A 23,449-nucleotide genomic window follows, 5' to 3' on the forward strand; every position below is an offset into this window, starting at 1 on the left:
CTCAACCCATGTGATACGCGTATGGCCGGGCGATCCCTATCCTCTCGGGGCTCACTACGACGGCGCAGGCACGAACTTCGCACTGTTCTCCGAAACGGCCGTACGAGTCGAACTCTGTCTGTTCGACGACGAGGGGCGCGAGACCCACCTCGACCTCCCTGAGACCTCCGGCTTCGTCTGGCACGGCTACCTGCCCTCCGTCGGCCCCGGGCAGCGGTACGGATACCGGGTGCACGGCCCGTACGATCCCGGCAGGGGGCAGCGGTGCAACCCCGCCAAACTGCTGCTCGACCCGTACGCCAAGGCGATCGAGGGCGAGGTCGACTGGGACGGGTCGGTCTTCTCCTACCGGTTCGGCGCCCCGGCGGAGTTCAACGACGACGACAGCGCCCCGCACATGCCGAAGTCCGTGGTGATCAACCCGTACTTCGACTGGATGACCGACCGTAACCCCCGCACGCCGTACCACGAGACGATCATCTACGAGGCGCACGTCAAGGGCCTGACCAAGCTGAACCCGGACATCCCGGAGGCGCAGCGCGGCACGTACGCGGGGCTGGCCCATCCGACGGTGATCGACTACCTCCAGGAGCTGGGGGTCACGGCGGTCGAGCTGATGCCGGTGCACCAGTTCGTCCACGACGACGTCCTGCTGAAGAGGGGCCTGAAGAATTACTGGGGCTACAACACGATCGGCTTCTTCGCCCCGCACAACGGGTACTCCTCCACAGGTCAGCTCGGCGAACAGGTGCAGGAGTTCAAGCTGATGGTGCGGACCCTGCACGAGGCGGGCATCGAGGTGATCCTCGACGTGGTCTACAACCACACCGCCGAGGGCAACCATCTCGGCCCCACCCTCGGCTTCCGGGGCATCGACAACGCCGGCTACTACCGGCTCGTCGACGGCGCGCCGGAGTACTACATGGACACGACCGGCACGGGCAACAGCGTCAACGTCCACCAGCCGCACGCGCTGCAGCTGATCATGGATTCGCTGCGGTACTGGGTGACCGAGATGCACGTGGACGGGTTCCGGTTCGACCTGGCGTCGGCGCTGGCGCGGGAGTTCCACGACGTGGACCGGCTGTCGGCGTTCTTCGATCTGGTCCAGCAGGACCCGATCGTGTCCCAGGTGAAGTTGATCGCCGAGCCGTGGGACGTCGGCGAGGGCGGCTACCAGGTCGGCAACTTCCCGGCCCTCTGGACCGAGTGGAACGGCAAGTACCGCGACACCGTGCGCGACTACTGGCGCGGCGTGGACGGCCGGCTGCCGGAGTTCGGCAGCCGGTTCACCGGCTCCAGCGACCTGTACGCCGACGACGGGCGGCATCCGATCGCCTCGGTCAACTTCGTCACGTGCCACGACGGGTTCACGGTGCACGACCTCGTCTCGTACAACGGCAAGCACAACGAGGCGAACGGCGAGGACAACCGCGACGGCGCCGACGACAACCGCTCGTGGAATCACGGCGTCGAGGGCGAGACGGACGACCCGGACATCATCGGCCTGCGCGAGCGCCAGAAGCGGAACATGCTGACCACCCTGCTGCTGTCCCAGGGCGTGCCGATGCTGTCCCACGGCGACGAGGCCGGCCGGACCCAGCACGGCAACAACAACGCCTACTGCCAGGACAACGAGATCTCCTGGATGACCTGGTCCGACTCGCCGGAGCAGGAGATCCTGCGGGCGTTCGTGCGGCGGGTGACCGAACTGCGCCGCGAGCATCCGGTGTTCCGCCGCCGCCGCTTCCCTACCGGCGACGGCGACATCGTCTGGTACACCACCAACGGCAGGCCGATGACCGACGCCGACTGGCAGACCTCGTACGCCAAGGCGATCACGGTCTTCCTCGACGGCGACCGCATCGCCGAGCCGGGCCGGCACGGCGAGCCGATCCGCGACGACTCGTTCCTGCTGCTGTTCAACGCGGCCGACCTCGACCTGAACTTCGCGCTGCCCGACACCGGCGGAGGGATGTGGACCGGCGTGCTCGACACGGCGACCCCGATCGAGGTGTACGACGACCACGAGCGGCCGGTGGTCAGCGCAGGGGAGAAGGTGCTGGTCGAGGCGCGATCGATGCAGGTGCTGCGCCGTGTCTAGACGCCCGACCGCGACGTACCGGCTGCAGCTGCGCCGGGAGTTCGGCTTCGCCGAGGCCGGGGAGCTCGCCGGCTACCTGGCGGCGCTCGGCGTCTCGCACGTGTACCTGTCGCCGATCCTGCAGGCCGTCCCCGGCTCGGCCCACGGCTACGACGTCATCGACCACGCGCGGATCTCCGACGACCTCGGCGGGGAGGAGGGCTTCCGGGCGATGGCGGCCCGGATGCGCGCGCACGGCCTGTCGATCATCGTGGACATCGTGCCGAACCACATGGCGATCCCCGCGCCGGAGAGCCTCAACCGGGCGTTCTTCGACGTCCTGCGGCAGGGGCCGGACTCCCCGTACGCCCGGTGGTTCGACGTCGACTGGTCCGAGGGTGTCATCGTGGTGCCGGTGCTCGGCTCGCCGGACGACGAGCTCCGGCCGGACGGCGACGTGCTGCGCTACCACGACCACGTCTTCCCCCGCGAGGGCTGCTACCGCGCGACCCACTGGCGCGAGCCGGACCTGAACTACCGCCGCTTCTTCGACATCTCCACCCTGATCGGGCTGCGGGTGGAGGACTCGGAGGTCTTCGACGCGACCCACGCCGTCATCCTGCGGCTGCTCGACGAGGGACTGATCGACGGCCTGCGGATCGACCACCCCGACGGGCTCGCGGACCCGCGCGGCTACCTGCGGCGGCTCGACCGGCCCCGCGGCTGGGTGGTCGTGGAGAAGATCCTCATCGGCGAGGAGACGCTTCCCGCCGACTGGCCGTGCGCGGGCACGACCGGGTACGACGCGCTCGGCATGATCGGCGGGCTGTTCGTCGACCCGGCCGGGGACAAACCGCTCACCGAGGCGTACACCGCGCTGACCGGCGGCCCCGCCGACTTCACGGAGGTCGAACGTACGGCCCGGCGGTTCGCCGCCGACCGGATCCTCGTGCCGGAGGTCCGCCGCCTGACCGCGTTGCTGACGCGGATCCTGCCGGACGCGGACCCCGACGCGCTGCGGGAGGTCCTGGTCGAACTGCTCGTCGCGATGCCGGTGTACCGCGCGTACATCGTGCCCGGCGAGGAACCCCCGGCGCAGGCCCTGGAGATCGTCGCCCAGGCCGCGGCCGAGGCCCGCGCCGTGCTCCCGGACGGCGACCTGCTCGACAAGGTCATCCCCCTTGTGCTGGGGCTCGGCGGCCGCGACGCGGTTCGGGACGAGTTCGTCGTACGGTTCCAGCAGACGTCCGCGCCGATGACCGCCAAGGGCGTCGAGGACACCGCCTTCTATCGCTGGTCCCGGCTGGCACCCCTGAACGAGGTGGGCGGCGACCCGACGCGGTTCGCGGTCTCGCCGGAGGAGTTCCACGCCTACTGCGCGCGGATCGCCGCCGACCGGCCCCGTACGCTCACGACGCTGTCGACGCACGACACCAAGCGGCAGGAGGACGTACGGGCGCGGCTGGCCGTCCTGTCGGAGCTGCCGGACGAGTGGGTCGCCGCCGTCGGCCGCTGGCGGTCGCGGGCGCCGGAGAGCACCCTGGAGCCCGACCTGGACTACCTGATGTGGCAGACGATCGTCGGCGCCTGGCCGCTGCCCGCCGACCGGCTCCGGGAGTACCTCACGAAGGCGATGCGCGAGGCCAGGAGCCGTACGTCGTGGACGGACCCCGACCCGGCGTACGAGGAGGCGGTCCTGGCCCACGCGGACGCGGTCCTCGCCGACCCGGTGCTGACCGCGGACGTCGCCCGGTTCGCCGACCGGATCGCGCCGTACGCGCGCGTCAACTCGATCAGCCAGAAGCTGGTGCAGCTCGCCATGCCGGGCGTGCCGGACGTGTACCAGGGGTGCGAGCTCACCGGCCTGTCCCTCGTCGACCCCGACAACCGGCGGTCGGTCGACTACGCCCGTCGCCGGGAGCTGCTCGCCGACCTGGACGCCGGGACCACCCCGGCCGACCTCGACGGGGAGAAACTTCTCATCACCTCGCGGCTGCTGCGGCTGCGCGAGCGGCATCCGGACTGGTTCGAGGGCGGCCACGAGCCGGTGACGGTGACCGGACCCGCGGCCGCCCACGCCGTGGCGTTCCGGCGCGGCGGCGCGGTCGTCGTCGCGACACGCCTCCCCGCAGGCCTCGAACGGCGCGGGGGCTGGGGCGCCACCCGTCTCGACCTGCCCGGAGGCCCCTGGCACGACGTCCTCACCGACCAGTCGTACCCCTCCGGCCTGGAGCTGAGCGGGGTGCTCCTCCTGCTTCCGGTCGCCGTGCTGATCGAGGCTCCGTGAAGTACGAGGTATGGGCGCCGGCCGCCGAGAACGTCGAGGTGGAGACCGGCGGGACCCGGCACGCCATGACGCCCGCCGGGCGGCCCGGCTGGTGGACGGCGCGGATCGACGCGGGCCCCGAGGGACAGGACTACGGCTTCGTGCTGGACGGCGATGGACCGTTCCCGGACCCGCGCTCGCCCCGACAGCCGAACGGCGTGCACGGGCTCGGCCGTACGTACGACCACGAGCGCTTCACCTGGTCCGACGAGGGATGGAGGGGGCGGCCGCTGCCGGGCAGCGTGCTGTACGAGCTGCACGTCGGCACCTTCACCCCCTTGGGCACGTTCGACGCGGCGATCGAGCGGCTCGACCACCTCGTCGACCTCGGCGTCGACGCCGTCGAGCTGTTGCCCGTGGCCGCCTTCCCCGGACGGCACGGCTGGGGGTACGACGGCGTCCACCTGTGGGCGGTGCACGAGCCGTACGGCGGCCCGGACGGGCTGAAGCGCTTCGTGGACGCCTGTCACCGGCGCGGCCTGGCCGTCGTCCTCGACGTCGTCCACAACCATCTGGGCCCGAGCGGCAACCGGTTGTCGAGATACGGCCCGTACTTCACCGACGCCTACGAGACGCCGTGGGGCCCGGCCGTCAACGTCGACCGGGCCGGCTCGGACGAGGTCCGCGCGTTCATCGTCGGCAACGCGCTGATGTGGCTGCGCGAGTACCACGTCGACGGGCTGCGGCTCGACGCCGTGCACGCCATCCGGGACCAGCGCGCCGTCCACATCCTTGAGGAGCTGGCCGAGGCGGTTTCCCGGCTCGCGGCCGAGACGGGCCGGGAGATGTTCCTCATCGCCGAGTCCGACCTGAACGACCCACGCCTGGTCACCTCGCGCGAGGCGGGCGGGTACGGCCTCGACGCGCAGTGGAGCGACGACTTCCACCACGCCCTGCACACGCTGCTCACCGGCGAACGGCACGGCTACTACGCCGACTTCGGCGCCCCGGAGGCGCTGGCCAAGACGCTGACCAGGGTCTTCTTCCACGACGGGACGTGGTCGTCGTTCCGGGGCCGCTCGCACGGGCGGCCGGTCGACACCCTCCGCGTGCCCGGCCACCGCTTCCTCGGCTTCCTGCAGAACCACGACCAGATCGGCAACCGCGCCACCGGCGACCGGCTCTCCGCGAGCCTGTCCCCGGGCCGGCTCAAGGTCGGGGCGGGCCTGCTGCTCACCGCGCCGTTCACGCCGATGCTGTTCATGGGCGAGGAGTGGGGCGCCCGCACCCCGTGGCGGTTCTTCAGCGACCACCAGGAGCCCGAGCTCGCCCGGGCCGTCAGCGAGGGGCGGCGCCGGGAGTTCGCCGATCACGGCTGGGCGGCAGACGACGTCCCCGACCCCCAGGACCCGGAGACCCATCGAAGTTCGATCCTGAACTGGGCGGAACTCCGCGAGCCGCACCACCGGGAGCTGCTCGACTGGTACCGCGCGCTGATCGCGCTGCGCCGCGCCCGGCCGGAGCTCACCGATCCCCGCCTGACCGAGGTCGCGGTGGAGTACGGCACGTCATGGCTCATCGTCCACCGGGGTCCGTTGCGGGTCGTGGCCAACCTGGGGACGGAGCCCGTGCCCCTGCCGGACGGCGAACCGCTCCTGGCCTCCACGCCCGGCGTCCGTGGCCGATTGCCCGGCGAGTCGCTCGTCGTGCTGCTCACGGGCCATGGATGACGGTCAGCCGAGGCGCGCGAGCCGCTTGGCGGTGTCCGCCGCCAGCCCGCGTACGAGGGCGGTCGTCTGATCGTCCGGCCGGGTGTGGGTGCGCGCCGACACGTCGACCAGGGCGTTGGAGATCCGGAACCTCACGTGCACGTCGTACACGACGACGCGGGAGAACACGATCACCCACGTCATCGTGTCGACGCGGGCGTACCCGCCGTCGCCCACGGCGACCGGCGTCGTCGGTCTCCCGCCGTTCCGGGCGGCGTCGGCCCACACGGCCAGGGACTGTTCGGCTCGTGTGACGCCCGAGGTACGGCGCTCGGCGACCCTGGTCTCGGCGCGGATCCGCACCGTACGGAAGGGACGGTCCTGGCCGGCCGGGACACTGCTCCACTTGCACTCCGAGGAGGTGTCGCCGTCACCGAATCCCAGGAACGTCCTCGGCCGTGAGTCTCCGGGCTCCCGGGCGCCGTTCGGCACCAGCGCCGCCAGCGAAGCCGCCGGCGGCAGGAGACGGCCGGCGTCGACCCGGGAGAACCGGCCGTCGGGCGTGAACAGCCCGATATACCAGGCCGCCGCGATGCCGCACGCGACGGCGGCCGCCACAGACGTCAGAACGATGGCCGGTCCGCGGCCGTGCATGTGACGGCGGGGACGCGGAGGGTGATGGGACATGATCGGAAGAATGGCACGTCCTGTGGGCCTCTGCCGGAATGACGGCCCTAGGAAGCTCCGCCTGCGGCGTGCGCCGGGACGGTCTCGCCGTCGCCCTGCGGGTGGAAGGTGCGGCGGTAGGCCATCGGTGACACGCCGATCGCCGCGTGCAGGTGCTGGCGCAGCGAGACGGCGGTGCCGAAGCCGGCCCGGTGGGCGACCTGGTCGACCGGCAGGTCGGTGGTCTCCAGCAGGTGCCGCGCCAGCTCCACCCGCTGCCGGGAGAGCCATCGGCCGGGGCTCATGCCGACCTCCTCCTGGAACCGGCGCGTCAGCGTCCGCACGCTCATCCCGGCCCGCGCGGCGAGCTCGGGCAGCGTGATCGGCCGGTCGAGGTGCTCCAGCGCCCAGGCGCGGGCCGGCGCGGTGCCCTCGTCGTACGGCTCAGGCACCGGGCGCTCGATGAACTGCGCCTGGCCCCCGTCTCGCCACGGCGGGACGACGACGCGGCGGGCCACCCGGTTGGCGACCTCGCTGCCGTGGTCGCGGCGGACGACGTGCAGGCACAGGTCGGTGCCCGCCGCCGCCCCGGCAGAGGTGAGCACGTCGCCGTCGTCGACGAACAGGACATCCGGGTCGAGCCGGATCCGGGGAAAGCGTCGCTGGAACTCGGCCGCCTCGTTCCAGTGGGTGGTCGCCGGACGGCCGTCGAGCAGCCCCGCCGCTGCCAGCACGGAGACACCGGTGCAGATCGACATGATGCGGGTGCCCGGCCGGATCAGGGCCAGGGCCGCCGCGATCTCCTCGGGAAGCCGGTCGATGGGCTGGCATGCCCCGAAGGGCGGAATGACGACGGTGTCGGCGGTGGCCAGCGCCGTCGCGTCGTGGTCGACGACGATCGAGAAGTCGGCGTGCGTGCGCACCGGCCGGCCGTCCACCGTGCAGGTGACGACCTCGTAGAGCGGCTCGTCGTCCGGGCCGTACGCGGCGCCGAAGATCCGCCCGGGGATGCCGAGCTCGAACGGAACGGTGCCGTCCAACGCGAGGACGACGACGCGATGGAGAGATCCGGGCGGAACGGTCATGGCCAGATTCTTTCACACGATGTCCATATGGCCACTCCCGGTCGGCGGGCGGCTGCCCGAGGCTTGGTCCGTCGGCACGACCACGAGAAGAAACGGAAGACTCGATGAACACCATGCGGGCGATCGTGCAGGACGGGCCCGGCGGCCCGGAGGTGCTGAGAATCGCCGAGGTCGAGCGGCCGGAGCCGGACCGGGTCGAGGTCCTGGTCCGAGTGCACGCGGCCGGCGTGAACCCGGCCGACTGGAAGACCCGCGCGGGGGGCGGTTCGGTGCCGGGCCTCGGGTGGGACGTGTCGGGCGTCGTCGAGGCGGTCGGCCCCGGCGTGACGCTGTACGAGCCGGGGGACGAGGTGTTCGGGATGCCGCGCTTCCCGCATCCGGCGGGCGCGTACGCCGAGTACGTCACCGCGCCGCCGCGCCACTTCGCCCGCAAGCCGGCGGGGATCGATCACGTCCAGGCCGCCGCGCTGCCGCTGGCCGCGCTGACCGCCTGGCAGGGACTGATCGACACGGCGGGCGTCCAGGCGGGGCAGCGGGTCCTGATCCACGCCGCCGCCGGAGGGGTCGGTCACCTCGCGGTGCAGATCGCCAAGCTGAAGGGCGCGTACGTGATCGGGACCGCCCGGGAGGCCAAGCACGAGTTCGTGCGCGGTCTGGGCGCCGACGAGGTCGTCGACTACACGAAGGTGGACTTCGCCGAGGCGGTGCGGGAGGTCGACGTCGTACTCGACACGATCGGCGGCGACTACGGTCTCCGGTCCCTGGAGACCCTTCGCGACGGCGGCACCCTGGTGTCGTACGTGCCGCCGGTCGAGGACGACCTGCTGGCCGCGGCCGAGAAGCGCGGCATCAAGGCCGGCTGGACCCTCGTCGAGCCGGACTACGCGGCGATGAAGGAGATCGCCGCCCTGGTCGAGGCGGGGAGGCTGCGCGTCGCGATCGACTCGGTGTTCCCGCTGGAGGACGCCGCCAAGGCCCACGAACACGGCGAGACCGGCCGCACCACCGGCAAGATCGTGCTGACGGTGGCTCCCTGACGATCCGGGTCGGGGCTCATCGGCCGAGCAGGCGGTCGATGGCGCGGCGGGCCCGTTCGGGGGCGGCCGGGTCCCGGTGCAGCTGGATGGCCTGGCCCGCGGCGAGCCCCACGCCGCCCAGCTCGAAGACCAGTTGATCGACGTCGGTGTCCGGGGGCAGGTCACCGGCGTCGACGGCCGTCCGCAGCTCGGCCGCCGCGTAGTCGGACCAACGGGACAGGGCGGCGAGCACGGCGTCCCGGACGGGGCCGGGACGTCCGTCGAACTCGGTGGCGACCGAGGTGAGGAAGCAGCCGCCGTGCCCCTCGTCCGCCATGTACGCGATCCACTCATCGAAGGCGCGGGTCAGCCGGTCGACGCCGGGATCGGCCCCCGCGGCGCGTGCCGGGACCCGGTCGGCGAACTTCTCGACCGCGGCGTCGAGCGTCGCGAGCTGGAGCGCCTCCTTGGTGCCGAAATGGCCGATCACTCCGGCCTTGCTCATCCCGAGTTCGGTGGCGAGCCGGCCGATGGTGACGCCTTCGAGCCCCTCGGCCGAGGCCAGCGTCAGGGCGCACTCGATGATCCGGGTCCGGGTGGCGGCCGTTTCGACGGCGGACTTGCGCGGGCTCACGACGCCAGTTTAACCTACCGACCGTTCGCTAAAAGCATACGATCGTTCGGTAGCTAAAGGGGCGACATGAAAATTCATCACCTCAACTGCGGATCGATGCGTGAGATCGATCCCGCCGACGCGGCAGATCACCGGTTGGAGCCCGCGCGGGCGCTGAACCACTGCCTGCTCGTCGAGACCGACGACGCGGGTCTCGTCCTGGTCGAGAGCGGATTCGGCACGCCCGACGTCGACCGTCCGGAGGAGACCCTCGGCCGGACCTTCCTGGACCGGACCCAGGCGCTGCTCGACCCGGAGGAGACCGCCGTACGGCAGATCCGGCGCCTCGGCCACTCGCCCGACGACGTCCGCCACATCGTGCTGACCCACCTCGACCTCGACCACAGCGGCGGGCTGCCGGACTTCCCGCACGCCACCGTTCACCTGCACGACGCGGAGTACCGGGCCGCCATGGCCGCCACCAGCGCGCATCCCGAGCACACCCTGCGCTACCGGCCCGCGCACTGGGCGCACCGCCCGCACTGGAGGACCTATGAGTCGCGGAAGGGCGAGTCGTGGTTCGGGTTCGACGCCCTCGAACTCGACGGCCTGCCCCCGGAGATCCTGCTGATCCCGCTCGCCGGGCACACCGAGGGCCACTGCGCCGTGGCCGTACGGGACGGGGACCGATGGCTCCTGCACGCCGGCGACGCCTTCTACCACCACGGGCAGGTCGAGCCGGACGACCGCTGGTCCATGCCCCTGTGGGAGGCGCTGGAGGAGATCACGGAGATCGACCGGCCGCTGCGCGCCGCCAACCAGGCCCGCCTCCGTGAGCTCCTGCGCGACCACGGCGACGAGGTCGAGGTCTTCTCGGCCCACGACCCCTGGGCCTTCGCGCGCCTCGCCGCTCGGCAGTGACCGACCGGTGCCGGATCACGGTGATCCGGCACCGGTTCCGGCGCGCCGGCGATTCCCGGGAGCGGCGATTCCCGGGAGCGGCGATTCCCGGGAGCGGCGATCCCCGGGAACGGGGATCCCCGGCAGCGGTGAGCCGCTCATCGGTCGGCTGCCTAGGTGGTCGGCAACGGCTCCTCGACGACCGGCGCCGGCAGCGCGAGCGTGAGGCGGCGTACGTCGGGGACGGCGAGCACGAGCACGCACGCGGTCACGACCAGCACGGCCGTTCCGGCCAGGGCGGCGGACGGGCCGACCGCGGCGCCGAGCGGCCCGGCCACAGCGAGGCCGACCGGGGTCAGACCGAGCGAGGTGAGCCAGTCGTAGGCCATCACCCGCGACAGGGCGCGCGCCGGGATGTACTGCTGAACGGCGGTCAGCCAGAGGGAGTTCATGAACGTCAGGCCGCCGAACGCCAGACCGGCGGCGACGGCGACGAGCGGCGCGGGCGCCCGGGCGGCGAGGAGGGCCAGGGGAAGGCCGAAGACGGCGAGCAGCAGGTTGCACGCGGTGAACGGGCGGCGCGGCCGTACGCGGAGCGCGATCACGGCTCCGGCCACGGCGCCGAGCGCGCCGCCCTGGGTGATGACGCCCCAGGCGACCTGGCCGCCGAGCGACCGTACGGCGACGAGCGGACCGAGCGTCAGGTAGCAGGCGCTCGCGAGGTTCCAGACGGCGTGGACGATGAGGTTGGTCCAGTACCAGCGGTGGCGTCGCATCTCGGTCCAGCCGCCGGCCAGTTCCGTCCAGAAGCCCTCCCGGGGCGTGCCCTCATGGCGCACGCGGAGCAGCGCGAGCGTTCCGACGCTGACCGCGAACGTCGCCGCGTCGAGCAGGAAGGCCCAGCCCGCACCGGCGGTGATCACCAGGGTGGTGGCGATCATCGGCCCGAGCACCTGGCCCGCCTGGCGGGAGAACTGGGTGAGGGCGTTGGCCTGCTGGAGGCGGCTCTCGTCCACGGTCGCGGGGATCAGCCCGTCGGCGGCGGGCATGAAGAACGCCGACGCCGCGCCGGACAGCGCCGACAGCGCGATCAGGTGGCCGAGGCGGATGACGCCGCCGAGCAGCTCGAGGCCGATCGTGAGCTGGACCAGCAGGTTGACGACGTCCGCGGCGAGCATCACGACGTGGCGGGGGAGGCGGTCGGCCCAGACCCCGCCGACCAGCACGAGGAGCAGCCGGGGGACGGCGGCCGCCGCGAGCACCGCCCCGAGGTCGGTGGCCGATCCGGTGGCCTGGATGACGGCGAGGGCGAGCGCCACCGGCGTGACGGCGTCGCCGAGACCGGACAGGGTCTGCCCGGTCCACAGCAGCCGGAACCGGCGGTCGGCGAGAGGAGTGAACACGCCGAGGAGATTACTGCGAAATCGTACTATCCGAAAGCGTATTATCCGATCGGCGGGATACTGGGGGCATGGAGAGGGACTCGGTCGACCGGCACGTCGAGCGATGGCTCCCCGAGTTGCCGGACCTCGATCCGCGCGCCGAGGGCATCGTGACCCGGATGCAGTTCATCGTCCGCCACCTGCGCCGGAACAAGGAGCGGGTGCTCAAGGAGCGCGGCCTGCAGATGGGCGAGTGGGAGATCCTGCACGCCCTGCACACCCAGCGCGGGCTCGGCGAGCCGTACCGCGCCGCCCCGACGGCGCTGGCCGACGCCGTCGGCGTGCCTCCCACCACCATGACGAGCCGGCTGGACCGCCTTGAGGGACGCGGCTTCGTCGTCCGCACCCACGACCCGGCCGACCGGCGGCGGCTCCTCGTCGAGCTGACGGACGCGGGCCACGCCGCGTGGCAGAGCGCGATGGCCGGCCTCGACCGCGGCGAGAAGGAACTGCTCGCCACCCTCCACCCCGACGAGCAGGACCGGCTGGCCGAACTGCTCCGTCCCCTCATGCGCCACGTCGACGCCCGGACGTGATCCGGCGGGCCGAGCCGAGGTGCCTGCGGTACGGACGTGGACGCCTGAGGGCGAGGCGAGGGTATTTACTTTGCATTAGCGCGGTTATCGGTATGTCTGACGCAGGCCTACGACTGGAAGATCGCAGGTCAAGGCCCCGCTACTACCGAGGAAACGTTCTTGAATAGCTCTACGATCGGTTCATGACCTCAGTTCTGCTCGCCGAGGACGACACGTCCATATCCGAGCCTCTCGCCAGAGCGCTGCGGCGGGAGGGATACAACGTCGAAGTCAGTCCCGACGGTCCGCAGGCTCTCGAGCGGGCGCTCGGGGGCGGGGTGGACCTCATCGTCCTGGATCTCGGCCTTCCCGAGCTCGACGGGCTCGAAGTGGCTCGGCGCGTTCGCGCCGAGGGCCACGGCGTGCCGATCCTCATCCTCACCGCCCGCGCCGACGAGGTGGACACGGTCGTCGGCCTCGACGCCGGCGCCGACGACTACGTCACCAAGCCCTTCCGGCTCGCCGAGCTGCTGGCCCGCGTACGCGCGCTGCTGCGCCGGGGCAGCACCGAGACACCGATCGTGCAGGGTGTCCGGATCGACGCCGAATCCCGTCGCGCCTGGATGGGAGACCAGGAGCTGCAGCTCACAACCAAGGAGTTCGACCTGCTACGCGTGCTCGTCCGTGACGCGGGCAAGGTCGTCACCCGAGAGCAGATCATGCGGGAGGTGTGGGACACCAACTGGTGGGGGTCGACCAAGACCCTCGACATGCACATCTCGTGGCTTCGGCGCAAGCTTGGAGATGACGCGGGCAGTCCGCGTTACATCACGACCGTGCGTGGAGTGGGCTTCCGCTTCGAGCGCGGTGACTGATCTTGTGAACCCGGCGTGACCACCCCCTGGTCACGTCTCGGGCGAAAGAGAGGCACCCCCATGAGGCGACGGCTCCTGCTGTCCACGCTGGCCGTCGCGGTCGTCGCCGTGCTCCTGCTCGGCATCCCTCTGGGCTATGCGACCCATCGGCTCCTCTACGACGAGGCCGAACAGCAGGTCGAGCGGGAGGCGGCGACCGTGGTGGCCGGCGTCAACCTCAAACAGGAAGGCAAGCAGTCCATCGTCGGCGATCAGATCGCCAGGGAGTTCCCCAGCCGGTACATCGTCGTCACCCTGGCCAACGACGAGGTGATCACGGCCGGGGTCGCACCGCCCAAGGGCGCGCACGTCATCCGGAAGACCGCCAACGACCGCGGCGTCAGGGTGCAGGTGTCCCGGGACGCCGCCGACATCGAGGCCGAGGCCCTGCGCACGTTCATGCTGATCGGCAGCCTCGTCGTGCTCGGCGTCGGCGTCGCGGTCGGGCTGGCGATGGTCCAGGCGCGGAAGCTCACTCTGCCGCTGATCGACCTGGCCGAGACCGCCGAGCGCCTCGGTTCCGGCAACGCGCGGCCACGTCGCCGCCGGTACGGCGTGCCGGAGGTCGACCGGGTCGCGGAGGTGCTGGACCGCAGCGCCGTGCGGATCGCCGACCTGCTGGCCGCGAGCCGTGAGTTCGCCTCCGACGCCAGCCACCAGCTGCGTACGCCGCTGACGGCGCTGTCCATGCGGCTGGAGGAGATGGTCGAGGCCGCGGAGTATCCGGACATCGTGCGGGAGGAGGGCGCGGCCGCCGGCGCGCAGATCGAGCGCCTCGCCGCGGTGGTCGAGCAGCTTCTCGCCCGGGCGAAGCACGACCCCACCGGTGACGCGGTCCCGGTCGACGTCGACGACATCGTCGACCAGCAGGTGGAGGAGTGGGAGCCGGTCTTCCGGCGTGAGGGACGGCGCGTGGAGGTGTCCGGCGTCCGGGATCTCAGCGCCGTGGCGAGTCCCGGCGGTCTCTCGCAGATCGTCGCGACGCTGCTGGACAACTCGCTCATGCACGGCGGCGGGACGGTCACGATCCACACCAAGGAGACCGCATCGTCGATCGTCGTGGAGGTCGGAGACGAGGGTGAGGGGGTTCCGCCGGAGCTGGAGCGCCGGGTGTTCGACCGCAACGTCAGCGGACGGTGGCAGGGCACCGGGCTCGGGCTCTACCTCGCGCGCTCGCTGGCCACGGCGGACGGCGGGCGGCTGGAGCTCATACGCGCGCGCCCGGCGACGTTCGCGATCTTCTTGCGGAAGGCCGACGAGGTCCTGCTGGCCCGGGAGCGCGTGGTCAGCGGGCCCGCCTAGCTGTTGACGGGCGCCTCGGATCGGTCGGCCGGCGAGGGCACCTGGGCCTCGGGCAGGCCGGTGTGCGGGTCGACCGGAGGCGCCGTCGGCGGCAGGAAGACCCACTTCTTGTACGCCCAGTAGCGGAACAGGGTCGCCACGCCGGTGCCGATGATCTGCGACACGTTGAACGCCACGCCGTTGCGGATGTCGAGGATGTAATGGGTGAAGCCGATGAACACCCAGGTGATCACCAGGCCGACGCCGTTGAAGACGAAGAACAGGACGTACTCGCGGCCCAGGCCGGTGTTGTCGCGGTGACGGAACGTCCAGAACCGGTTGGCGAAGTAGGAGAAGGTGGTCGCCGCGACGGTGCCGACGCCGAACGACGTCAGCGGGCCCACGTGCAGGCCGAGATGCAGGGTGTCCGAGATGCCGATGGTGATGATGAAGTTGAGCACGCCGATCGTCCCGAACGCCGCGAGTTCGTGGATCAGATGAGCGAATCTCTCGTAGAGGCCAATGACGAAACGCACGACAGTGGGCCCTTTCCTTCGGGTTCGGCGGCTGATCGCGCGCCCCGGCACACCCGGATCTTGATACCCCTGGCTTACCAGGTTAGACGCCGTCTCCCGGCGTGTCGTTCAGCCGGGATCCGGCGAAGTACGGCGACACGCCGTACCGATCCCGGCCAACCCACACCGACCGACCTCCGTGCCGATCCCGACCAACCCACCCCGACCGACCTCCGTGCCGATCCCGACCAACCCACCCCGACCGACCTCCCGGCCCGCCCGCGTATGCTCGTCGCCCGTGAACCCGGTCTCTGAGCACGGCGGATAGGCTTCGGGCGTGACGGACAGGCAAGACATCCCGGTCGTCGGCATGGTCGGCGGCGGGCAGCTCGCACGGATGACCCAGCAGGCGGCGATCGCGCTCGGCACGCCGCTGCGGGTGCTCAGCGACAGCGCCCACGCCTCCGCGGCCAAGGTCATCGCCGACGTGCGCATCGGCGACCACCGCTCCCTCGACGACCTGAGCGCCTTCGCCAAGGGCGCCGACGTCGTCACGTGGGACCACGAGCACGTGCCCGGCGAGCACATCCGCGCACTGGAGGAGGCCGGCGTCGCCTGCCGCCCCGGCTCCGAGGCCCTGCTGTACGCGCAGGACAAGCGCGTGATGCGCGAGCGGCTCACCGAGCTCGGCGTGCCGTGCCCGGAGTTCGTCGTCCTCGACGACGCGCCCCTGGCGACGCTCGAGGCGTTCGGCCGGGACACCGGCTGGCCGGTCGTGCTCAAGGCGACCCGCGGCGGCTACGACGGCAAGGGCGTCTGGGTCTGCGCGTCGCTCGACGAGGCCCGTGCCGTCGTCGAGCGCGCCGCCGCCGAGGGCGTCGGCCTGCTGGCCGAGCGGCACGTGCCGTTCCGCCGGGAGCTGGCCGCCCTCGTCGCCCGCTCCCCGTACGGGCAGGGCGCGGCGTACCCGGTGGTGGAGACGGTGCAGCGCGACGGCATCTGCCACGAGGTGATCGCGCCCGCGCCCGGCCTGGACCCCGAGCTGGCGGAAGAGGCCCAACGGCTCGCGCTCGGCATCGCCGACGCCCTCGGCGTCACGGGCCTCCTGGCCGTCGAGCTCTTCGAGACCGAACGCGGCGTCCTGGTCAACGAGCTCGCCATGCGCCCGCACAACTCCGGCCACTGGACCATCGAGGGTTCACACACGTCGCAGTTCGAGCAGCACCTGCGCGCCGTGCTCGACCTGCCGCTCGGCGACACCACGCCGACCGCGCCGTACACCGTCATGGCCAACGTCCTGGGTGGCGAGGACCCGGACGTGTACAAGCGTTACATCCACGTCATGGCCCACGACCCCGCCGTGAAGGTGCACTTCTACGGCAAGGAGGTCCGGCCCGGCCGCAAGATCGGCCACGTCACCGCGCTCGGCGACGATCTGGAGGAGACCCGCGAGCGGGCCCGCCACGCCGCTGACTACCTGAGAGGGACGATATGACCGTCGGCGTCGTCATGGGCAGCGACTCGGACTGGCCGGTGATGAAGGCCGCCGCCGAGGCGCTGGAAGAGTTCGACGTCGCGTACGAGGCGGACGTGGTCTCCGCCCACCGCATGCCGAACGACATGATCGCGTACGGCTCGGACGCGGCGTCGCGGGGTCTCCGCGTGATCATCGCGGGCGCGGGCGGGGCCGCCCACCTGCCGGGAATGCTCGCCGCGGTCACGCCACTGCCGGTGATCGGCGTGCCGGTGCCGCTGAAGTACCTCGACGGCATGGACTCGCTGCTGTCGATCGCGCAGATGCCCGCCGGGGTCCCCGTCGCGACCGTGGCGATCGGCAACGCCCGCAACGCCGGCCTGCTGGCCGTCCGGATCCTCGCGGCGAGCGACCCGGAGCTGCGCGAGCGCATGGAGGAGTTCCAGCGCGACCTGTACGCCCAGGCCAAGAAGAAGGGCGAGCGCCTGCGCCGCGGCTAGCCGGCGTCGTTGTCGGTCATGGGCGGTTGAATGCGCCCATGACCGCTGTCGATCTCGCCCGGCGCCTTCCCGACATCGCGACCGTCCGGGCGCTCAGCCAGTCCTTCGCCGTCCTGGACAAGATCCTCAGCCCCGAAGGCTTTCCCTCTTACGGCTTCGCCAGCCGATGGACCGAGGGCGAGGAGCTCGCCTCCATGAACAACGGCAGCGGAGACGAGTACTCGATCGTCTTCACGTCCGCCGGGGCCTTCATCCGCGGATTCGATCACGAGTCCCCGATGAGTCCCTACGGCGACGACGACTTCGCCCTCTGGCCCGGCCTCGTCGAGTCGGTCCCCGCGGAGTTCACCGCCCAGGTCACCGAGCCGGCCTTCTGCCACTACGACCTTTCAGGTGATCTGTTCCTGGCGGCCACCGTCTGCCTGTGGCGACGACACGACGACCCGGCCTGGAGCGCCGGCGACATCGACTTCCCCGAGGCGGACCGGACCGGCGACCCGGACGGGGCGGATTGGATGTTCGGTCTCCTGGCCGAGGGCACTCCCGAGGCCTATCGCGCCTACGCCGAGGACTACTTCGAGGTCGTACTCGACCCGGCCGACGTCCGGCACGTCTTCGAGCACCGCCCCCTGACCGCCGACCTCGTCCGGCGTATCAACCCCGACACCGACCTCGCCGCCCTCGCCGGGACCCTCGAGACCATCGGCTATCCGCGTGCCGGAGTCTGAGCCGGCTCTGACGTTCTTCGCGCCGTCGTGCAACCTTTTCGGCGCTTCGTCATCTCTTGTTCGTGAAGATCGAACAAGAGTTGGCGACGGCGGCCCGACCCGACCCGGCCGACGGTGTGCGATCGGGCGAGCGGCGGATGCCATCGGCCGGGCCGCGGTGGCGGGCCGCCGTCGTTCCGGGCGTTCCCGGCCTGGCCGCCCTGGCCATGGGGTTGTGGGGAGCGGGGCGACTGTCGTGGTGGCGCGACGAGGCCGTGACCGCCGGCGTCGCCCACCGCCCGGTCGTCGACATCCTCCGGTTCGTCGCCCACCTCGATGCCGTGCACGCCGTGTACTACCTGTTCATCCACTGCTGGATGTCCGTGTTCGGGGCGAGCGAGCTGTCGCTGCGGCTTCCTTCGATCGCGGCGTTCGCCGTCGCCGCGGCGGGAACGGCGATCCTCGGGTGGCGGCTGCTGTCGCCTTCCGGCGGGCTGCTGGCCGGCCTGCTGTACACGGCCTCGCCGTTCGCGAACCACTACGCGCATGAGGCCCGGTCCTATGCGCTGGTCACCGCGCTCACGGTCGTGTCGACCATCCTGTTCCTGCGCCTGGTCGAGTCGGGCACCCGGCGCAGTGCCGCCGCCTACGGCGCGGGACTGGTGGCTCTGGGGCTCGTCCACTTGTTCGCGCTGCTCGTCGGCGCGGCGCATCTGGTGTCGCTGCTCGTCGCGCGCCGGAACGGAGTCGGCGTTCCCCTGCGCCGCTGCTTCGGCGCGGTGACGTGCGCGGCCCTCGTCCTCAGCCCACTGGTCGCCGTGGCCGCCTCTCAGCGCGACGTCCTGAACTGGCTGAGGCGTCCGGGCTGGACGGACGCCTGGACCCAGATGAAGGCGTTCGCCGGCGGCAGCGCGACGGCGTGGCTGCTGATCGCGGCCGTCGTCGGAGGGACCGCCCTGGCACGGCGGCGCGGTCCGGTCGGCGTACGGGCGCTGGCGTTGCCGTGGCTCGTCGTGCCGACGGCCACTCTGATGCTGATCTCCCAGGTGTCTCCGTGCTATCTGGGTCGGTACGTCATCGGCAGCCTCCCCGCGTTGGCACTGTCTGCCGCCGCCGGCCTGGTCCGCCTTCCGTACCGGGCATGGATCATCGCGCTGGTCACGATCGGAGTGCTGGCCGCTCCCCGTCAGATCGCCCAGCGCCGGCCGGAGAACTGGCCCGATCATCTGCGCGAGGCGGCGGCGATCGTCGATCGGTATCGGCACGACGGTGATGCCATCGTCTATCTGCCGATCAACCGTCGTGCGGTCGGCGAGGCGTATCCGGAGACGTTCCATCGCCTGCGGGACATCGCGATGCTGCGTTCACCCGCGCAGGCGGCCGACCTGGGCGGCACCGAGGTCGACGCCGCGCAGGTCGTGAGCCGCCTGCGCGACCGGGCGACGACCCGCGTATGGCTCATGGAAGGCCAGACACTCTGGCGCGGCCCGAGCCTGGACGCCCAGAACCGCGCCAAGGTCGAGACCCTGGAGCGGGACTTCCGGCAGACGGGCCGCTGGCAGGTGCGCGGCCTCACGCTCACCCTGTTCGCCCGATGACCGCCCCGCATGATCCAGATCACTCCGAATCGTGCGCCGGCCCATGCAACCCGGCGGGCGCGTCGGCGTCTCTTCCCTGTGAGCATCCCCATCCGGTCATGGCCGGCCGATGCCCCGGAACTGTCCGGGCAGACCGCCGAGGACGCGGTCCGCGTCCTGTACGAGGCGCACGCCCGGGACCTGGTACGGCTGGCAGTGGTCATGGTCGGCGACCGTCAGGACCGCTACATCGCCCGGTTCGCCGTCCGGGCCGGCGGAGACACCGTCACGGCGGTCGTCACGCGCAGCGGATCGGACGACGGCCCGTACACGGTGGAACGATTCTTCCTGTCCACCGGCCGACGGGTCGGGCCGACGGCCCGCATCTCCGGACGCGGCAGTGAGACGGTCGCTTTCGACGCCACCGGCGACCATCTGCTGCTCACCGTCGGCAAGGCCCTCCTCCGGATCGACGACGGGCAGGTCCGACGCCTACGGAAGGGGCACACCACCACCGATCTGGTCTACCTGGCGTGGTGAGCGCCGTCGGGGCGGCCGGTGTTCCGGTCGCCCCGGCGGCGGCGGTGTGCCTTCTGCCGGCAGGCCCCTCCGCAGAACCGGGGCGGTCTTCCGGTGCGCGCCGTCTCGATGGGTGCCCCGCACTCCGCACAGTGCGCCGTCTTCGTGGCGGGCCGCGCACGCGCCGCCTCCGGCGGACTTTCGTTACGCGCCTCGCGCGCCTGTTTCGTTACGGGCGGCAGGTCGGCCGGATGCTCCAGGCGGGCGGACCGGAGTCCGTCACAGACGATCGCGGTGGCGCGCCCGGACGGGCCTTCCTGCTCCATGCCGATGCAACCGCGTGCCAGACGCTGGACGTCGTCCACGGTCACATCGGCGCGTACGGCACCGGCCCGCTGGGCTCGTTCGAGCAGCGCCGCGAGCGCGGTTCGGTAGCGCTCCCTGAGCTCGGGCGCGACCTCCACGCTCCGCCCCGTCCGGACCATGAGCGCCTCGCACAGCGCCCTGTTGAGCGAGGCCCGCTCCACGACCAGGGAGAATGCGGCGAAGAACGCAGCCTCTGGATCGTCGTCGGCGGCCAGGGCACGCGTGTCGTCGACGAGGCGGGCGAGCCGGTCGGCCACCACCGCCTCGAACAGGGCCTCCTTGCTCGCGAAGTGGCGGTACACCGTTCCCGGCCCGACCCCGGCGCGCCGGGCTATCTCGCTCAGGGGCACGGCGAGCCCGTCGGCGGCGAACACCTCCTGAGCGGCCTGGAGCACACGGGCGCGGTTACGCCGGGCGTCCGCTCGCCGTTCTCCCGTCCCAGAGTCGACGGATCCGGACATGCCACCTCTCTTCCCTCCGCGGTCGGGGCCGATTGACAACCGGAGTGCGTGTTCCGTAACGTCTCAACCGGAGCGATTGCTCCGATTCTATCCGTGAGCCCGGCCTAGGGCCCCTTCTCTCTGGGAGTCTTCCGTGTCCGCATCACCGGCCACCGCCACACCTCGTCAGGTCGTCGAGCGTTTCATCCGCGCCTCCGCCGACAACGCCTGGGACGACGTCGCCGACCTGTACGCGCCGGACGCCGTCATCGAGCTTCCCTTCGCCCCGCCGGGAATCCCCGAGCGCTTCGAAGGGCGCGAGGGTCACCGCGCCCGGTTCAAGGCCGTCGCCCCGGCGCGCCGCTTCACCAAGGCCGATCCGCTGGTCCTCTGGGAGACCTCGGACCCCGAGGTGGTCATCGCCGAGTACAGCCTGCACGGCACGATGACCCGTTCCGGCCGGCCGCTCGTCTTCTCGTACGTCATGGTGATCCGGGTCAGGGGCGGCCTTATCGTCCACTCGCGCGACTACGGCGACAGCCTCGCCGGCGCCGAGTTCCGCGACGAGATCGCCGAAGTCCTCGGCAGGTGATCAGCGGGGCAGGCGGAGGCGGGCCCATTCGATGGCCGGACAGCGGTCCATGACGACGTCGAGGCCCGCCTCTCGCACGCGCCGCGCGGCGGCCTCGTCGATCACATCCAGCGGGAACCACACCGCCCGGACCTCACCGTCCCGCCGCGGGCCGTACGAGGCGAACAGCTTGATCGCCTCGTCGGCGACCTCGCCCGCGTGCTCGGCCCGCCGGTAGACACCGACGACGTCCACCCGCTGCGTCATCTCGGCCAGCGAGGAGACGCCCGATTCGCCGAGGACGGTCTCGGCGGCGGGATGGACCGGGACGATCGCCTTGCCCCGGGACTGGAGGAGCTGGGCCATGTCGTACGCGGTCCGGCCCGGGTTGTCGCGCAGCCCGACGAAGGCCCACGTGCGCGAGTCGAGCAGCACCCGGCGGGTGACGGCCTCATCGGCGTAAGAGTCGCTCATGACCGTGCAAACCGCCGGGCGGCCCGCCGCCTTCCCGGCGACGGGCCGCCCGGCCGCGAACCCAGGGGTTCCTAGCGCTCGCTAACGCCGGCCGACCGCGAACCGGGGGTGCGGGCCGCCCGTCCCAGCGAGCGGTAACGCCGGACGACCGCGACCCAGGGCCCCAGCGCCGGCCGGCTGCGAACCCGAGGTGCGCCCGTCCCGTCGGGCGGTACTGCCGGCCGGCCGCGAGTTAGGGGCGTCCGAGCGCGCGGTACTGCCAGCCGGCCGCGCGCCAGAGCTCGGGGTCGAGCGCGTTGCGGCCGTCGACGATGTTGCGCTCGGCCACCGCGGAGCCGAGGACCTCCGGGTCGATCTCCCGGAACTCCTTCCACTCCGTGAGCAGCAGCACGACGTGCGCGTCGGCGGCGGCGTCCATCGCCGACGTGCCGTAGTGCAGGTCCGGGTGGGCCCGGCGGGCGTTGTCGAGCGCCTGCGGGTCGTACACCGTGACCTGGCCGCCCTGGGCGCGGATGGAGGTCGCGACGTCGAGGGCGGGCGAGTCGCGGATGTCGTCGGAGTTCGGCTTGAACGCCGCGCCGAGCACGCCGACCGTACGGCCGATGAACGAGCCGCCCAGCAGCTCACGTGCCAGGTCGACCATGCGGATGCGGCGCCGGATGTTGATGGCGTCCACCTCGCGCAGGAACGACAGCGCCTGGTCGACGCCGAGTTCACCGGCGCGGGCCATGAACGCCCGGATGTCCTTGGGCAGGCAGCCTCCGCCGAACCCCAGGCCCGGCCCGAGGAACTTGCCGCCGATCCGGTCGTCGTAGGACAGGGCCTCGGAGAGCTTGGTCACATCGGCGTGCGCGGCCTCGCAGACCTCGGCCATCGCGTTGATGAACGAGATCTTCGTCGCGAGGAAGGCGTTGGCCGACACCTTGACGAGCTCGGAGGTGGGGAAGTCGGCGACGATGAAGGGGACGTCGTCGGCGATCATCGTGGCGTAGACCTCGCGCAGGACCTTCTCGGCGCGGTCGGAGCGGACGCCGATGACGATGCGGTCCGGGTGCAGCGTGTCCTCGACGGCGAAGCCCTCACGGAGGAACTCCGGGTTCCAGGCGAGATCGACGACGTCTCCGGCAGGGCTCAGCTCCGCGATCTGCCTGCTCAGCCGCTCAGCGGTGCCCACCGGGACGGTCGACTTGCCGACCACGACGCAGGCCCGGGTGAGCAGCGGCGACAGGGAGTTCACCGCGTCGTCGACGTAGCTCATGTCGGCGGCGTACTCGCCGGGTTTCTGCGGTGTTCCCACGCAGATGAAGTGGACGTCGCCGAACTCGGCGGCCTCTTCGTAGGACGTGGTGAACCGCAGCCGGCCGTTCTCCAGGTTGCGGCGCAGGATCGGCTCGAGTCCCGGCTCGAAGAACGGGAGGTCGCCCCGTGCCAGCCGGGCGATCTTCTCGGCGTCCACGTCCACGCCCAGCACCTCGAACCCAAGGTCGGCCATGCAAGCCGCGTGGGTGGCGCCCAGGTAGCCGGTACCGATGACGGTCAAGCGTTGTGCCAAGGTCCCGCCTCCTTTCCAAAGAGTGTTGTGCCCGAACCCCGTCTTCCTCCCCACGGGCCGCTCGGCATGCTACCGGCCCTACTGGCGAGTAGGTTTACCGCGTACGATCGGCGTATGACCAGAGACTTTCCTCTGTACGAACTCTCTGAAGAGCACCAGATGCTCCGCGAGACGGTGCGCTCGCTGGCCGATGACAAGATCGCTCCGCGGGCGGCGGAGACCGACGAGTCCGGGGAGTTCCCCCAGGCGGTCTACGACGCGCTC

At 71.5% G+C, this 23,449-nt stretch carries 23 protein-coding genes; 15 read left to right on the top strand and 8 right to left on the bottom strand.

Features of this window, described 5'->3' with window-relative positions; all coding sequences use genetic code 11:
• Nucleotides 1–10 precede the first annotated feature (10 nt).
• The 3 genes from glgX to treZ are packed head-to-tail and all read left to right on the top strand — an operon-like array spanning nt 11 to nt 6,079.
• The gene (gene glgX, locus ABEA24_RS05810) at nt 11–2,104 is read left to right on the top strand and encodes a glycogen debranching protein GlgX (protein ID WP_345429568.1); all 2,094 of its coding nucleotides are present in this window, start codon (nt 11–13) and stop codon (nt 2,102–2,104) included.
• Nucleotides 2,097–4,370, top strand: coding sequence for a malto-oligosyltrehalose synthase (gene treY / locus ABEA24_RS05815; protein ID WP_345429569.1), 2,274 nt, complete (start codon nt 2,097–2,099; stop codon nt 4,368–4,370). Before glgX ends, treY begins: the two co-directional genes overlap by 8 nt.
• On the top strand, nt 4,367–6,079 hold the full coding sequence (gene treZ / locus ABEA24_RS05820; protein WP_345429570.1) for a malto-oligosyltrehalose trehalohydrolase: 1,713 nt from the start codon (nt 4,367–4,369) through the stop codon (nt 6,077–6,079). The genes treY and treZ overlap by 4 nt, the downstream gene beginning before the upstream one ends.
• A gap of 3 nt (nt 6,080–6,082) precedes the next feature.
• Here the strand turns inward: treZ and ABEA24_RS05825 are convergent, their stop codons facing one another.
• Nucleotides 6,083–6,676 carry a hypothetical protein gene (locus ABEA24_RS05825; RefSeq protein WP_345429571.1) on the bottom strand — a complete coding sequence of 198 codons (594 nt, stop codon included), beginning with the start codon at nt 6,674–6,676 and terminating at the stop codon, nt 6,083–6,085.
• 116 nt (nt 6,677–6,792) lie between these two features.
• Nucleotides 6,793–7,809: a GlxA family transcriptional regulator gene (locus ABEA24_RS05830; protein ID WP_345429572.1), complete on the bottom strand. Its 1,017-nt coding sequence runs from the start codon at nt 7,807–7,809 to the stop codon at nt 6,793–6,795.
• 113 nt (nt 7,810–7,922) lie between these two features.
• On the opposite strand from ABEA24_RS05830, the gene ABEA24_RS05835 reads away from it, so the two are divergent.
• On the top strand, nt 7,923–8,846 hold the full coding sequence (locus ABEA24_RS05835; protein WP_345429625.1) for an NADP-dependent oxidoreductase: 924 nt from the start codon (nt 7,923–7,925) through the stop codon (nt 8,844–8,846).
• 16 nt (nt 8,847–8,862) lie between these two features.
• Here ABEA24_RS05835 and ABEA24_RS05840 read toward each other — a convergent pair whose 3' ends face one another.
• Nucleotides 8,863–9,459 carry a TetR/AcrR family transcriptional regulator gene (locus ABEA24_RS05840; RefSeq protein WP_345429573.1) on the bottom strand — a complete coding sequence of 199 codons (597 nt, stop codon included), beginning with the start codon at nt 9,457–9,459 and terminating at the stop codon, nt 8,863–8,865.
• Nucleotides 9,460–9,525: 66 nt separating this feature from the next.
• On the opposite strand from ABEA24_RS05840, the gene ABEA24_RS05845 reads away from it, so the two are divergent.
• A complete protein-coding gene (locus ABEA24_RS05845) occupies nt 9,526–10,359 on the top strand; it encodes an MBL fold metallo-hydrolase (RefSeq protein ID WP_345429574.1) in 834 nt (277 codons plus the stop codon).
• Nucleotides 10,360–10,511: 152 nt separating this feature from the next.
• Here ABEA24_RS05845 and ABEA24_RS05850 read toward each other — a convergent pair whose 3' ends face one another.
• Nucleotides 10,512–11,741: an MFS transporter gene (locus tag ABEA24_RS05850; protein WP_345429575.1), complete on the bottom strand. Its 1,230-nt coding sequence runs from the start codon at nt 11,739–11,741 to the stop codon at nt 10,512–10,514.
• 68 nt (nt 11,742–11,809) lie between these two features.
• Between ABEA24_RS05850 and ABEA24_RS05855 the strand changes: the two genes are divergently transcribed.
• The 3 genes from ABEA24_RS05855 (at nt 11,810) to ABEA24_RS05865 (ending at nt 14,511) form a co-directional block, all read left to right on the top strand.
• On the top strand, nt 11,810–12,316 hold the full coding sequence (locus tag ABEA24_RS05855; RefSeq protein WP_345429576.1) for a MarR family winged helix-turn-helix transcriptional regulator: 507 nt from the start codon (nt 11,810–11,812) through the stop codon (nt 12,314–12,316).
• Nucleotides 12,317–12,498: 182 nt separating this feature from the next.
• The gene (locus ABEA24_RS05860) at nt 12,499–13,170 is read left to right on the top strand and encodes a response regulator transcription factor (protein WP_141956913.1); all 672 of its coding nucleotides are present in this window, start codon (nt 12,499–12,501) and stop codon (nt 13,168–13,170) included.
• A 60-nt stretch (nt 13,171–13,230) separates the two neighbouring features.
• Entirely contained in the window at nt 13,231–14,511 is a 1,281-nt protein-coding gene (locus ABEA24_RS05865) for a sensor histidine kinase (RefSeq protein WP_345429577.1), read from the top strand.
• Here the strand turns inward: ABEA24_RS05865 and ABEA24_RS05870 are convergent.
• Complete coding sequence (locus ABEA24_RS05870; protein ID WP_345429578.1) at nt 14,508–15,026, bottom strand: GtrA family protein; 519 nt, start codon at nt 15,024–15,026, stop codon at nt 14,508–14,510. The genes ABEA24_RS05865 and ABEA24_RS05870 overlap by 4 nt on opposite strands.
• Before the next feature lie 316 nt (nt 15,027–15,342).
• On the opposite strand from ABEA24_RS05870, the gene ABEA24_RS05875 reads away from it, so the two are divergent.
• The 5 genes from ABEA24_RS05875 (at nt 15,343) to ABEA24_RS05895 (ending at nt 19,803) form a co-directional block, all read left to right on the top strand.
• Entirely contained in the window at nt 15,343–16,500 is a 1,158-nt protein-coding gene (locus tag ABEA24_RS05875; RefSeq protein ID WP_345429579.1) for a 5-(carboxyamino)imidazole ribonucleotide synthase, read from the top strand.
• Nucleotides 16,497–16,979 (top strand): 5-(carboxyamino)imidazole ribonucleotide mutase, encoded by a 483-nt coding sequence (gene purE / locus ABEA24_RS05880; protein WP_345429580.1) that lies wholly within the window; start codon nt 16,497–16,499, stop codon nt 16,977–16,979. The genes ABEA24_RS05875 and purE overlap by 4 nt, the downstream gene beginning before the upstream one ends.
• Before the next feature lie 38 nt (nt 16,980–17,017).
• Nucleotides 17,018–17,707, top strand: a complete 690-nt coding sequence (locus ABEA24_RS05885) for a hypothetical protein (RefSeq protein ID WP_345429581.1) — start codon at nt 17,018–17,020, stop codon at nt 17,705–17,707.
• 62 nt (nt 17,708–17,769) lie between these two features.
• Nucleotides 17,770–19,284, top strand: coding sequence for a glycosyltransferase family 39 protein (locus ABEA24_RS05890; protein ID WP_345429582.1), 1,515 nt, complete (start codon nt 17,770–17,772; stop codon nt 19,282–19,284).
• Nucleotides 19,285–19,362: 78 nt separating this feature from the next.
• Complete coding sequence (locus ABEA24_RS05895; protein WP_345429583.1) at nt 19,363–19,803, top strand: hypothetical protein; 441 nt, start codon at nt 19,363–19,365, stop codon at nt 19,801–19,803.
• Here the strand turns inward: ABEA24_RS05895 and ABEA24_RS05900 are convergent.
• Nucleotides 19,788–20,609, bottom strand: a complete 822-nt coding sequence (locus tag ABEA24_RS05900; RefSeq protein WP_345429585.1) for a TetR/AcrR family transcriptional regulator — start codon at nt 20,607–20,609, stop codon at nt 19,788–19,790. The genes ABEA24_RS05895 and ABEA24_RS05900 overlap by 16 nt on opposite strands.
• A 133-nt stretch (nt 20,610–20,742) precedes the next feature.
• Here ABEA24_RS05900 and ABEA24_RS05905 point away from each other — a divergent pair, with 133 nt between their 5' ends.
• Nucleotides 20,743–21,180, top strand: a complete 438-nt coding sequence (locus tag ABEA24_RS05905) for a nuclear transport factor 2 family protein (protein ID WP_345429586.1) — start codon at nt 20,743–20,745, stop codon at nt 21,178–21,180.
• Here the strand turns inward: ABEA24_RS05905 and ABEA24_RS05910 are convergent, their stop codons facing one another.
• Both ABEA24_RS05910 and ABEA24_RS05915 read right to left on the bottom strand, forming a co-directional pair.
• Nucleotides 21,181–21,633: a CoA-binding protein gene (locus ABEA24_RS05910; RefSeq protein WP_345429587.1), complete on the bottom strand. Its 453-nt coding sequence runs from the start codon at nt 21,631–21,633 to the stop codon at nt 21,181–21,183. It abuts the gene before it with no gap.
• A 232-nt stretch (nt 21,634–21,865) separates the two neighbouring features.
• Entirely contained in the window at nt 21,866–23,185 is a 1,320-nt protein-coding gene (locus ABEA24_RS05915; RefSeq protein WP_345429588.1) for a UDP-glucose dehydrogenase family protein, read from the bottom strand.
• Nucleotides 23,186–23,299: 114 nt separating this feature from the next.
• On the opposite strand from ABEA24_RS05915, the gene ABEA24_RS05920 reads away from it, so the two are divergent.
• Nucleotides 23,300–23,449: acyl-CoA dehydrogenase family protein (locus tag ABEA24_RS05920; RefSeq protein ID WP_345429626.1), on the top strand; the 150-nt coding region annotated here is incomplete at its 3' end.

It is taken from the genome of Actinoallomurus vinaceus (genome assembly GCF_039542055.1).
In the GTDB taxonomy this organism is placed as follows: domain Bacteria; phylum Actinomycetota; class Actinomycetes; order Streptosporangiales; family Streptosporangiaceae; genus Actinoallomurus; species Actinoallomurus vinaceus.